Origin of the sequence: Micromonospora wenchangensis (assembly GCF_002210435.1) — a bacterium.
GTDB classification, from domain to species: Bacteria; Actinomycetota; Actinomycetes; order Mycobacteriales; family Micromonosporaceae; genus Micromonospora; species Micromonospora wenchangensis.
In genome coordinates this window covers 1-13149 of record NZ_MZMV01000005.1, presented here as the reverse complement: position 1 = coordinate 13149, position 13149 = coordinate 1, and the positions used below count along the sequence as shown (strand labels likewise).

The 13149-nt window shown below is 68.0% G+C and carries 8 protein-coding genes and 1 pseudogene; 7 read left to right on the top strand and 2 right to left on the bottom strand.

Annotation, left to right across the window (positions count from 1 at the left end; genetic code table 11):
- Positions 1 to 228 precede the first annotated feature (228 nt).
- The gene (locus tag B5D80_RS04005; protein WP_205789132.1) at positions 229 to 630 is read left to right on the top strand and encodes a hypothetical protein; all 402 of its coding nucleotides are present in this window, start codon (positions 229 to 231) and stop codon (positions 628 to 630) included.
- Positions 631 to 809: 179 nt separating this feature from the next.
- Here B5D80_RS04005 and B5D80_RS33275 read toward each other — a convergent pair.
- Positions 810 to 1055 (bottom strand): annotated as a pseudogene (locus tag B5D80_RS33275) (CdiA C-terminal domain-containing protein); the annotation flags it as partial.
- Positions 1056 to 1642: 587 nt separating this feature from the next.
- Here B5D80_RS33275 and B5D80_RS03990 point away from each other — a divergent pair.
- Positions 1643 to 2686, top strand: coding sequence for a GNAT family N-acetyltransferase (locus B5D80_RS03990; RefSeq protein WP_088642398.1), 1044 nt, complete (start codon positions 1643 to 1645; stop codon positions 2684 to 2686).
- A 3-nt stretch (positions 2687 to 2689) separates the two neighbouring features.
- On the opposite strand, the gene B5D80_RS03985 is transcribed toward B5D80_RS03990, so the two are convergent.
- On the bottom strand, positions 2690 to 5338 hold the full coding sequence (locus tag B5D80_RS03985; RefSeq protein ID WP_158224114.1) for a helix-turn-helix transcriptional regulator: 2649 nt from the start codon (positions 5336 to 5338) through the stop codon (positions 2690 to 2692).
- 119 nt (positions 5339 to 5457) lie between these two features.
- Between B5D80_RS03985 and B5D80_RS34740 the strand changes: the two genes are divergently transcribed.
- From B5D80_RS34740 to B5D80_RS03950, 5 genes are all read left to right on the top strand, one after another.
- Positions 5458 to 7407, top strand: coding sequence for an Ig-like domain repeat protein (locus B5D80_RS34740; RefSeq protein ID WP_158224113.1), 1950 nt, complete (start codon positions 5458 to 5460; stop codon positions 7405 to 7407).
- 592 nt (positions 7408 to 7999) lie between these two features.
- Positions 8000 to 9523: a methyltransferase, FxLD system gene (gene fxlM, locus B5D80_RS03965; protein WP_245854217.1), complete on the top strand. Its 1524-nt coding sequence runs from the start codon at positions 8000 to 8002 to the stop codon at positions 9521 to 9523.
- Positions 9524 to 9772: 249 nt separating this feature from the next.
- Entirely contained in the window at positions 9773 to 9994 is a 222-nt protein-coding gene (locus B5D80_RS03960) for a hypothetical protein (RefSeq protein WP_088642394.1), read from the top strand.
- Positions 9995 to 10000: 6 nt separating this feature from the next.
- On the top strand, positions 10001 to 10558 hold the full coding sequence (locus B5D80_RS03955; protein ID WP_088642393.1) for a DUF6879 family protein: 558 nt from the start codon (positions 10001 to 10003) through the stop codon (positions 10556 to 10558).
- Positions 10559 to 10586: 28 nt separating this feature from the next.
- Positions 10587 to 12734 (top strand): ATP-binding protein, encoded by a 2148-nt coding sequence (locus tag B5D80_RS03950; protein ID WP_088642392.1) that lies wholly within the window; start codon positions 10587 to 10589, stop codon positions 12732 to 12734.
- Positions 12735 to 13149 lie beyond the last annotated feature (415 nt).

Below are 13149 nucleotides of genomic sequence, written 5' to 3'. Positions count from 1 at the left end.
CGGGACTGTCAAACGAACGGCCCGATCCTTGCTGAGCCGAGGGTGACACGGCGACGACAGCCGCTGCGGCCGGTCCGCGGACGCTGTCCGGCCTACAAGAAGCGCTCAGGGTCGAAGCTATCGAGGTCGATAATGCGAACCCGGGGATGGACGTTGGTAAAGCAGCCCGCATCCTCCTCGTTGTCGAATACCTGCAGATCTGGCACGCAGCCGTGCTGCTCGTGCTGCATGGCCTGCGCCGGCGCGCTGTGGGGACCCGCCGAAAAACTTCTGCTGTATGACTTCAGCCGACCCGGCGAACTGCCCAGCGCGGTACGCCTCAATGCCACCTTCCGCAGCCTCGGACAGCTCTGCGGACCGGTGGTGGGCTCGGTACTGCTGCTGCTCGGGCCCAGCACCGGCATCCTGCTCAACGTCACGTTCTACCTGCCGCTCACCCTCTGCCTCAGGTCGTTCTTCGTCGGCGCATCCCTGCAGTCGACGATGCCGGCGTTCGCCGAGGATCTCGACGACGGTCACAGCGGCACCGCCTACGGTGTGCTGCTGCTCGCCACCGTGGCGGGGGGCGGTGCTCGGTGTGCTACCCCCGCCACGCCATGGTTAGACATGTGCCGACCATTCGTGGGGTAGTCGCACCGCCGAACCTGCTGGTTGCCGCCGATCGGCCCATAACACCGGTCGGGCCGATCGCAATCAGATGCGCCCACCGCCGATTCCTCGACACCCCCGGAGCGACGACGCCGGCCAGCACATCGAGCGGAACGTCGCCGGCCAGCGTCAAGCGGTACTCGGTCGCCATGGATAGCCCTTCAGTCTCGTCGCAGGATCTGGATTATCGCCCCGCTGCGCGTCACCGCCACCAGTTCCTTCAACCCTGCGATCGGCCAGCCGTCGAACTGCTTCTGCAACGCCGCGAGATCGCCGCGCCAGTCGTGGAGGTTGACCGCCACTCGCTGGGTCTGCCCGCTGGCGATCTTGTCGTCAACCCCGCTCCACACGCCTCGCACGCTCTTCGCCGGCGTCGGGGAGTAGCAGTCGAAGACATGCCCCTGCAGCCAGGACCGTGATGGCTTCGTGCAGGTTGTCGTCACCGGCAGACAGGCTGATCTTTCTGTCGGCGACAAGTTGGCGCATCCGGGTACCGTCCAACAGCCAGCGCAGGAACAGCACGGACTGCTGGAAACAGCTCAGCGCGCGCCGCTTGTTGCGGGTGCACGGCGCTGCCGTTCGGCGTGCACCAGCTTCGACAGGTAGAACACGGTCCGGTCGCGTACCGGCAGGGTGGCGGTGTAGGTGATACTCATGGTCGGCGCGGGGCTCCGTGAAGTTGATCCGTGAGAAGACCACTTCGTATCGGAGTTCCGCGTCCTTGCCCACCTTGATCACGCCCATCGGGGCGATTCCCGTACGTCACCTATCATCCCGGACAGTACTCCCGGGGACCGAAGGCTTACCCGGAGCGGCTCACTGGGAGCGTATCGGAGAGTTACCTGAAGAACGTCCGTCATGTCCTATGGGCCGACCTATCCCCCTGTGCTCGAAGTGCCACGATGCGCCCCAGTCGACGAACTCGATCGGAGTATGCGATTCGGCGGTTTGAGCGTTGAGGTGTCGGCTGCCCGCCGTCCGATAGCTTGATGGTGTGGTTGAGTTCGAGGTTCGTGAGCGGGTCGAGGCGGACGAGGCGGCGTTGGCGGCTCTGCGTGAGCAGGTCGCCGACGGGGGCCGGGTCGCCTTCACCATCCGCGACCACGTGCCCGCCGCTGATGTACGGCGGGCCCGGCATCCGGACAGCGTCGGAGTGATCGCAGAGGCTGACGGGCGGCTCGTGGGGTCCGGGTGGGTGCGGTTCGATCGGGCGCGGATCGGCGGGCAGGTGGTGCAGGTAGGGTTTTTGCACGGGCTGGCCGTACACCCGGACTACCGGCGGCAAGGGGTGGCTCGGGCGATGACCGATTTCCGGTTACGGCGCGTCGAGGCGCGCGGTCCGGGGGTGGTCGCCGTGGCTACCATCCAGCGGGGCAACGCCGGGTCGATGGCGAACGCGGAGTGGTGGGCGTCGCGAGTCACCGGGGACCTGCGGGTCACGCCGGTGCCGATGCGGCGGGCCCGGCCAGGGGGCGGGGGTGGTTGGACCGTCCGGGCGGCGGTGCGCGATGACCTCGACACGATCGTGGCGGAGCTTGAACGGCGCTACCGGGACTTCGGGGTGGCGCCGGTGACGGGCCGTGAGGAGTTGACCGCCTGGTTGGAGACTGCGGTCGGGGACATCACGGAGGTAAACTCCTACGTGGTAGTGACGGACCGTCGGGGCCGGCTGCTGGCCGGGCTCGGTGTGATCGACGAGGCACGGCTTTCGGAGATGCGGGTACGCGCCATGCCGTACGCCATGCGGTTGGCCGGTCGTGCGCTCGGCGTTGTCGGCGCCGGTGGGGTCATGCGGAATCTGTCGGTGACGTGGGCCTGGCATCGTCCGGACTCGGTGGCTGCTGGGCGGTTCCTCTGGCAGACCGTCCGCTGGCGGATGCGGGGTCGAGGCACCGCACTGGTCACTACCGTGGACGTCCGCGATCCGATCCGCGCGATGATCTCGGCGCCGGGTTGGCTGCCGTCGACGAGCATCGCATTGGTGATCCGGTCGAGTAGTCCGTGGGACGACGCCCGGCTGCTGGCGGTGCCGTCCTGAGCGTCAGGCCGGCACCGGGCGAAAGAGCTCGGGTTGACGGCGGGCCAGTTCGGCCAGCTCGTGCCGGCCGGTCACGCCCACTTTGGCGTACAGGTTGGACAGGTGGTACCCCACCGTCTTTCGCGTGATGAACAGCTCGTCGGCGATCTGTGCGTAGCTCATCCCGGAGACGGTCAGGCTCAGCACGTCGCGCTCTCGGTCGGTGACCACGAACGTTGGCGCGGCGATCGGTACGGGCTCGGCGAGGCGCTGCCGGATCTGATGAACGTACGGGGTGGCGCCGAGCCGTCGGTAGGCGGTGAGCGCCTCCTGCAGCAATGGCCGTGCTCTGTCAGGGGAGACCATCCGCGCCTGGTCGACGTGCATGTGGGCGCGGAACAGCGGCAGGTTCATCCCTGGGTCGCGCAGAGCCGGCTCCATCGCGCGCACGGCGCCGGGTACGTCGCCCTCCTGTTCGGAGGCCAGGGCTCGCAGCCACGACGCGCACGCTGGCGCCCAGGCGGGCAACGGGTCGAGCCGCACCAGTTCCTCGGCGCACGTGCGGGTGTGGTGGGTCGCGCCGGCCCAGGTCGCCGCGACGCCGGCACTGAGCAGCCACAGCGCCGTCGGGCGGTACGACCCGGCCAAAACTGCCTCGATGCTCGGCAGTTCGGCTCGCCCGACCCCGCGCATGCGGTCGCGGTCGCCCTCGGCGTGGGCTCGTAACACCATCAGGTGGGTCAGGTTCGAATCGCCCGCTGCGCGGCCCTGCCGCATCTGCTCGACCAGCGGGGCCATCGCCCGATCCATCTCGTCGAAGCGCCCATCGCCCAGTAGCAGGTACAACGGATAGACCGGATCCGGATCGAGCTCCATACCGAGGTGCATCGAGATCCGGGCGTTCGTCCAGTCACCGAGTAGCCACTGCACGAAACCGAGCCCGAGCGGAATGCGACCGTCAGCGCCGGTGAGCTCACCGCCGCGGAATCGGCGCATCACCTCCTGCAGATCGGAACGGGCGATGTCGAACAGGCCGGCCCGCACCGCGACGATCGCGCGCCGGGCCAGCTCGTAACTCGCCTCGACCGGCACGGCGGCGGCGTCGGACAGCGCGGGGTCCAGTGTCCGCCACTGCTGAGCTGGAGACATCCGAAGATGATCGGCCATGGTGCGCACCAACCGGGCGTGGTAGAAGACGCAGGGATCGTTGATACCCAGGTCCTCCGCGGCCCCGAGAACCTCATGCACCTCGCTGGCCGGCCGGCTGGTGCGAAGCATCGCGAAGGCGAGCAGCACACCAGCCCGGTGGGCGGTGAGATTGTCCAGACCGGGGGTGTGCAGCACCCGCCCGAGCATGCCCTCCACCTCCTCGAACTGGTGCGCGGCGAGGCGAATTACCGCCAGCACTACCAACGCCGCCGGATCGTCCGCTCCGTCCGACCCGGCCAGCTCGGCGTGCACGACCGCCGGATCCGACGACAACGCATGATCCATCAATGACTCCAGCAGCCTGCGGCGCCGATGCCCGGGGTCGGTCGTGAGGTCGCTCGCGCCCCGCAGATACCGCGCCGACCGTTGCCAGGCGCGCCGTCGGCGCAGGCTTTGGGCGTACGCGTCGAGGTCACCGGCCAACTGGTCGTCATAGCTGGAGGAGGCCGCGAGCCGCTGGCCGAGCACCTCGCCACGATCGGTAAGAACCTTGGCGATCTGGTGATGCAGGTCGCGCCGCAGCGCAAGCGGCGTCTGCTCGTAGACGGCGGCGCGAACCAGTGCGTGCGTTACCCGGACCGCGCCCGGCTCCGAGCGAACCGCCAGCAGCCCCTGCTCGACGAGCGCCTCGATCGCCTCGGAAGGATCGGCGGTGGATAACCCGGCGACGTCGCGCAGAGAGTGCCAGTCAGCACCCCAGACCGCGCAGAGCCGCAGCAGCGCCAACGCCGGCTCGCTTAGCCGCGCTGTACGCTGGGCGACCGTGGCGGCGAAGGCGGCCGGGGCAGGCAGCGACTGCCTGGCGGCGAGGTCGGCCGGATCGTGCTCGTCGAGAAGCGCGGTGACGTAGAGCGGATTCCCGTCGGTGTGCCGGTGCAGCGCGACTGCGGCGTCGCGAGAGAGCTTTTGTCCACGTGCCGTCAGCAGAGTCTCGATCTGGTCGATCGACAGCCCGCTGAGCTCGATTCGCACGAAGAGCCCGCTGCCGGTGCGCAGCCGTTGCCAGCGCGGGGCGGCACCGCGCAACCCCGGTCGAGCCCCCACCGCGACGAGCAGTTGGTCGTCGGTGGCCCGACCGACCAGCCAGGACAGCGCGCTGATCGACTCGTCGTCGGCCCATTGCAGATCATCGACGCGTAGCAGCACCGGTCGGTCGAACGCGACTCGGTTCAGATGTTCGCGCAGCCGCTGCGCCGCGAGAAACGGCGCGATCGGCCCGCCAGGTGAGTCATGTGGCAGGTCGACGCCCCACTGAAGCAGGACGCTGTAGGCGAAGCACTCCCCGGGCAGTCCCTCGGCGGCGAGCACCCGAAACCCATCGGCGCGTTCGGCCAATTCGTCGAGCAGCGTGGTCTTGCCGCTGCCCGGCTCCCCCTCGATGAGCATCACGGTACTGCGGCCTGAACGGGCCGACGTCAGCGCCTCGTCGAGCCGACGCCTCACGTCCTCGTGCCACAACCGCACGTCGCCTCCCAGGAAGCCCCTCGTCACGGACTAGGAATTTCGCCCAGGGTGCTGTCGGCCTGGCCGCCGTAGAACTTTATGTGACAACACTGAGCACGCACAGTACGAAGGAGACACCGATGAATCACCTCAGGTTGACGGCCGGCGGACTGGGTCTGGTCCTCGGCGGCGCCGTCCTGGTGGGCATCGCCCCGGTGTCGGCCTCGGCGGCGGACTGTTCGTCGGCCACCGACTACACGGCGGCGGGAACCTACTGTTTCGTCGTGCCCGCCGGTGCCCAGAGAATCAAGTTCGACATCTCTGGCGCGCAGGGGGGCCGGGGCGGAACCCACGGCGCGCCGGGTGGTCTGGGCGCCCAGGTGATCGACGATGTCGCCGTCACCCCCGGCCAGCGACTCACGATCACCGTGGGTGGTTCCGGCGCGGACGGGACGACGGCGCAGGGCGGCGGCAGCGGCTGGGCCGACGGCGGCTTCAACGGCGGCGGCCGGGGCGGTGGCAGCAACGGTATGGTGCCCGCCAGCGGCGGCGGCGGTGGCGGTGCGTCCGATATCCGGAGCGCCGACGGCACGAAGCTGATCGTCGCGGCCGGTGGAGGCGGTGGCGGGGGTGCCGGCGGCGGCATCTTCGGAGGGGACAGCGACGCTTACGGCGGTGGCGGCGGCGACAGCGTGGCAGGTGGATCCGGTCAAGATGGGTTCCGGGAGACCGGATCCTCGTACGAGGGCTCGGGCGGCAAGGGCGGCGGGCAGACCGCCGGCGGCAAGGGACCGAACTTCGAGGGCGGCGCGGCAGTCGCCGGCCCGGGGCAGGGCAACGACGGGGAGTGCATCCAGATCGCCGTGTGCTCGCTGAGCACTGATGCGATGGCGCGTACCGGTGGTGGGGGTGGCGGCGGTGGCGGCGGCTGGTACGGCGGTGGCGGCGGCAACGGCGGGCAGGGCGCCTGGCAGGTCGGCGGCGGCGGCGGTGGCGGCGGTGGCAGCAGCAAGGCGTCGGCTTCCGCGACTTACCGACGCGGCGTGAACTCCGGCAACGGACGAGTCCGGATCAGCTACTACTCCACAGTGGCCCTCACCTCGTCGGCCAACCCGAGTACCTACTACAGTCCGGCAGTCTTCACCGCGACCGTCACTCCAGCGGTGAGCACCGGTTCGATGACATTCGCCCTGGGCGGCGTCACGATTTGCCGGGACATCGCGGTACGAGACGGGAGGGCCATCTGTGCTGCCGTCCCCAACACCTCCTGGGTGGTGGGCACGCACGAGATCCGGGCATCGTACTCTGGCTCCACGTCCAGCAGCCCTGCCACGGCCGTCTTGAGCCAGGTGGTCAGGGCCGAGACCTCAATCAAGCTACGGATCTTCGAATTCGGCAACCGGACCGACGACGTCCCCACCGGCCAAGGGCAGAACATCACCCTGGTGGCATCGGTGCAAGCGACGGGTGCACCGGTCCAGCAGCCACTCGGAGCGATCACCATTTACCACGGGACCCGGAAGCTGGGGACCGTCCTGCCGACGGAGACTTCGAGAGGGTTCGCCGAGGCGAGGTATGTGGTCCTGGCAGCCAACATGATCAGCAATTACACGAATTCGTTGCGGGCAGTGTACGAGGGCACCACGACCACGGCCCCGTCCACCGCAACGCTCACCCACTACGTCAACAGTTCCATCACTGGCATCCCCGACAACACGCCCGGGTATCTCAGGTACGTCGGCAGCGGGTGGGCCTACTCCAGCAACCGGCCCTACGGGGACTACGACAATGACATCCACGCCACGGCGCAGGAGGGGGACTACGTCACCTACCTGACACAGGGAGGGCGGCGTATCTCCCTGTTCGGCGAGCGCGGTCCCAACCACGGAACCATCGGCATCTACTGGGACGGCAAGCTGCTAGAAACCGTGGACACCAGCGGCCCAACTGCCAACGAACCCCGGCAACTGCTCTGGACCATGAGGCTGCCCACCGACTACATGTACTCGAACAAAGAGCTGAAAATGGTGAACATGTCGCCGGGCAAGTTGTTCACCGTCGATCAGCTCAACGACGAACCCCGTCCCTGACACGCTGACGGCACCACCGGCCACGGTTCAGCCGACCTTGACACCCACCAGCGATGTCAAGGTCGGCTGAACCATGCGGGCATAAGCGATCACGTCGGAGCAGTAGTCGGAGACGCAGAGAAGAAGGATTCCCTGGTTCCGGCGGATCCTGCGTGGCGTCTTCACCCATGCAGGACTTCAGAGGGGAAGTTCACGTCAATCGATGGATGTGGTCGAAGGGTCTGTTCCCCACCGGGTTTGATGGAGACCCTCCGGCGAACCGGGGAACCTCAGTTGCGATCCTCGCCCGGCGCGGTGGCCGGGCGCAGCCTCTCCACCAGAAGAAATCGACCCTCGCCAGCGGGCCACCCAGGCGATCTGGAACCGATATATCCCAATCATTCTCATTCAGCGGTTCGGAACCTCCAGCCTTTCCGTGAGCGCCGAGTGTTCCTAGAACATTCACGGGTCCACCTTCATGTCAATCCTGACGCCGCGAGTGGAAAATAATGAACCCTGAGGCCTCGGACAGTGGGTCGACGTCTGGCGGCTTGTCGCCTCCTGCCGGCACCAGCCGAACGCCCCCGCGCCGAGCCCACGGCTCATCGCGGCGGTGCAGCGCCTGATCACCGCAGCCGACGACACGGCCGAAAGCCCACTGGCCGTCACCCCGCAATGGCCGAAAGCCCATGAGCAGGCAGGCGCGGAGCTCGGCTTCCTCGACCGGCACAGCGCGCTGACCCGCAACCTACGCGAGGTGCTGACCCACCACCTTCTGTTCCTGTTCAACCGGCTCGGCATCTCCGCCGCAGACACCTGGCTACTCGCGACGGCCGCCGTGACCGTCACCTTCCACCACCCCTTCGACACCCCATCCGGCTACCAAACCGCCACCAAGATCGACAGTAGGGTCAACGCAGTGAACACTTCCCCCACCGCACCAGCAACGTCCAGTGCCGCGACGCTGCGCGAACAACTCGCCAGCACGCTCGAACAGCGCGACCACATCCGCTCCGCCCCCATCGCGCACGCCTTCCGCACGGTCCCCCGCGAGCAGTTCCTCCCCGGCCTCGACCTGGACACCGTCTACACCCGCCGCCAGATCGTCACCAAACGAGACCCCAGCGGTGCCGCGTTGTCGTCAGCGTCGAGCCCCAGCCTCGTCGCGGACATGCTCGAACAACTCGCCCCTCAACCCGGCCACCGCGTCCTGGAGATCGGCGCGGCCACCGGCATCAACGCCGCCCTCCTCGCCGAGCTGACCAGCCCCGGCGGCACGGTCGTCACCATCGAACTCGACCAGGACCTCGCCGACGGCGCCCGCGCCAGCCTCGGCCACGCCGGCTACGACACCGTCGCAGTGGTCTGCGGCGACGGAGCCCTGGGCGACCCCGACCACGCGCCCTACGACCGGATCATCGTCACCGCCGGAGCCTGGGACATTGCCGCCGCCTGGTGGGAACAACTCGCCGACCACGGCCGCATCGTCGTACCCCTGCGCGTACACGAAAGCGGCCTGACCCGCTGCTTCGCCTTCGACCGCACCGGCCCCCACCAGCTCGTCAGCACCACGACGCCGCTGGTCTGCGGATTCGTCCCCATGCGCGGCAGCACCGAACACACCGACCACCACGTACGCCTCGACACCGACGTCGTCCTCAAACTCGACGCCACCGACCAACCCGACCGCGCCGCCCTCGCCAAGGCTCTGAGCCACCCCCGGCTCGAACGCTGGACCGGCATCCAAGTCAGCGACGCCGACCCGATCGGCCACCTCGACCTGTGGCTCCTCGTCCACGCCAACACGCCGTTCGGTCGCCTCGGCGTCGGCGACACCGCCCGCACCAACGGACTGGTCACCCCCGCCTACCGATGGGCCGGTGCCGCCATCTACCACGGCGGCACCATCGCCTACCTCGCCTTCCAAGACACCGGCGACGGCCACCACGAACTCGGCGCAATCGCCCACGGACCCGACGCCAACACGCTCGCCACCGACCTGACCAACCTGCTCGACCAATGGAACACCGCAGGCCGCCCCAACCAACCCACCGTCACCGGCCACCGCGCAGGAACCCGACCCGCCAGACACGACGACATCAGCCGATTCGACACCACCCTCACGATCACCTTCTGACCGCACCCCGCGCCGGGACCGTGCCCTGGCCCCGCCCCGGCGCCCCAGGGACGAGCGCAACCGAGATGGCCCCTCTCGGGGTACCCGATTCGCACTCGCCGGGTCTTCGGACGGGGCACGCACGGTGATGCGCGTGCCCCGATGCGCCAAGATCGAATAGACGATATCGCCTTGTTCAGCCGCTACGCTACGCACTAATGTCCTCACCGACGGCGCTTGTTGGCCGTGTGATTCGCGAAGGAGGTCGCGGTGAAGTTGACCCAGCTCTACAAGGATCCCGGGTCGGGTGGCAACGGCTGCCCGACGATCTACCTCGCCGACAGTGGAGAGCTGGTCGTCCAGGGGCCCCTGGTCGACGGCGACACCTTCGGCGAGTTGGAGAATGTTCTGCCCGGTGAGGGCGCGGTGCGGATCTCTGCCGAAGTGGTGCTCGGCGCGATCGAGCGTTACCGCGAGTCCGGGCAGCGGTGAGGGAGGTTGACCCGATCGTTCACGTCGCTGGATGATGCCGAGTTCAACCAACTGTTCCGCGACTTCCGGTATACGGCCTACCGGTTAGAAACGCTTCAGCGGTACGACGTATCGTACGAGCAGGACGAGTTCGCCCGGTTCTTGGCGGGCGAGTCCCGTGGGGAGTTTCCCGGGATCGCTGCCTGGTGCGACACCGTGCGGGCTGCGGTATCGGCTGGTAAGCGCATGCACCGGGTCCATGTCGTCGTTGAGCCGCTGTCGGACTACGTCCGGTTCGAATGCGGCTGGGCCTACGAGCACACGGTCGAGGCGGGCGAGGACGTTCGCCTCATCGTGGTTTCCGGTGATGACTGGCCGGCTGCATTACCTCGCTACGACTATTGGCTATTCGACTCCTCTCAGCTCGTGGCGATGTACTACGACGAGGAGGGCCGGTTCGTCTCCGGCGAGTTGATCAGCGAGCCGGAGAAGATCGTGCAGGCCAACCTCTGGCGTGACGCCGCCGTTTCCGCGTCGATCCCCTACCGGGCGTACGCAGTCCAGCTCCAACCCAGCTCTCCATAGATCCGCCGCTCGTCGGGGAGGAGGCAGCGTGCCCACCGCGCACAACGAGTCGTCCGGCGATGCCGAAGCTGTCGTTCAAGCCGGAACGGTGCACGGTGGCATCAACCTGTTCGGGCGCGCGGGACCGCCTACTCCTCCGCCTCGTCAGCTGCCCCTCGACGCGACCCGCTTCGTCAACCGCGAGCAGGCCCTCACCCGACTGGACGCGGCACTGCCCGCCGACGGCACGGCTGCGGGCGGCCGGTCGATGATCGTCGCGGCCATTGCGGGTGCCCCCGGTGTGGGCAAGACCGCGTTGGCTGTGCATTGGGCGCACCGGGTCCGGCGGTGGTTCGCCGACGGCGATCTCTATGTCGACATGCGTGGCTACGGACCGGGACCGGCATTGGACGTCGGACAAACATTGGACACGTTCCTGCGTGCCCTGCACGTGCCGGCCGAGCAGATCCCGACCGAAACCGAGGGACGCGCCGCTCTCTACCGGTCCGTCCTGACCGGCAAGCGTGTTCTGGTCGTGGTGGACAATGTGTCCACGGTCGGCCAGGTTCGGCCGCTGCTGCCCGCCACACCGACCTGCATGACGATCATCACCAGCCGCAGTCGCCTCTCCGGCCTTGTCGCGCGGGAAGGAGCGTCACGGATGACCCTGGACGTCCTGTCCCCCGACGAAGCGATCACGCTGCTGGGCGACAGCATCGGCGGAGACCGCGTCAGCGCCGAGCCAGAGGCCGCTGCCGAACTCGCCCGCCGCTGCGCTTACCTCCCGCTCGCGCTGCGGATCATCGGGGAGCGCATCGCCAACACCCCCTACGCCACCCTCACCGACTTCGTGGCCGACCTTGCGCTTGTCGACCATCAGCTCGACGCCCTCACCGTCGATGATGACGAACTCTCCGACGTCCGAGCCGTGTTCTCCTGGTCCTACCAGGCATTGCCCGAGGACACGGCGCGGTTCTTCCGCCTCCTCGGGCTGCACGCCGGCTCCGACATCTGCGTCGCCGCAGCGGCAGCCATCGTTGGCGTGAGCATCCCCCGGGCCCGTAACCTCCTCGACCAGCTCACTGCGGCGCATCTCGTGCAGAACCCCGCCCGCGACCGATACCTGTTCCACGACCTCCTGCGCGCCTACGCCCTCGAACGCGCGCAAGCCGAGGAGACCCCCGAACAACAACACCAGTCACGACGCCGCGTCTACACCTGGTACCTGTGGATGGCAGAGGAAGGCCGGAAGGTCATCCTTCCCTACTCCCACGCCATCGCCCTTGACCCGGCCGGACCCGACGTACCACTCGCCCCACCCAGCACCGTGGCCGAGGCGATGGCCTGGTTCGAGCGGGAACGGCTCAATCTCCTCGACACCATCCGGCAGGCAGACGAGTTCGGCGATCACGACATCGCCTGGCAACTGCCCGTCGTCAGCGACGGGTTCTTCGAACTCAAGTCGTACTGGGCAGACTGGCGCGACATCCACCTCACCGGCCTCCGCGCCGCACGGTCCGCCGGGTCACGCCTTGGCGAAGCCGCCAACCTCCGCTGCCTCGGCGACGCCTACTGGCGAATGGAACAACGCGACACCGCCCTCGACTGCTACCGCCAAGGTGCCAACGCCAGCCGCGACGTCAACGACCACTGGGTCGAAGGCTTCAGCCTCCGAGGCCAGGGCCTCATCCACGAGGAACTCGGACACCTGGAAGAAGCCCTCAACCTGTACGAGCAGGCCCGGGAGGTGTTCCGCCACCACGGCATCACCCGAGGCGAAGCCATGTCCCTACTCAGCCTCGGCAACTGCCACCGCGCCCGCGGACAATTCGACACCGCCATCGCCCACTACCAGCAAGCAGTTGCCATCCTCGACGGCATCAACGACCAATGGAGTGTCGCCTGGGCCTCCTACCCCCTCGGCCTGGCCTACCAGCAGATCGGCCACCACGACGAGGCCCTCAACCAGCATCAGCTGGCCCTGAAGCTCTTCCGCAGATTCGACGACCGACGCTGCGAAGGACTCACCCTCGCCGCCCTCGGTGACACCTTTGAGGCCACCGGCAAGGCCGATGACGCCCAGCGCTGCTGGCAGCAGGCACTCCAGATCCTCGATCCGCTCGGAGACCCCCACGCCAGCGCCGTCCGCCGTCTGGTCACACAATCCGACGGCTCCAACGGGAGCGAGCCGACCTAACCGGGAGTTCTCTCAGTAGCGGTCCAAGCAGGCCAAAATCGACGGAGTGAGGCCCTGGCACGGCCGGGAGGACCGGGCACCGTTTCGAGCCCACGCTCCATGCAGAGTTCGATACGCACCTCGACGAGCACGGCATTGGCCCCAGCCGTACGCAGCAGATGATCCAGCCGCGACGGGTATATGCACGGCACGCATGGCCCGAATTCACCCACAGCGTCGTCGTCCCTGCGGGCCCTTCGTCGTATCGGTCGCGGTCTAGGCGGCGATGGACGCCGGTAGCGGAAGACGCGGAACTCGACCGTTGAGGGCGACATCGCCGCCGAGCAGCGCGAGGATCGGCGCGACGGCCATGTCCGGGTCGCTGTCGGCCCGGCAGGTGAACAAACCAAGCGATCCTCGCCCGGCGCGGTGGCCG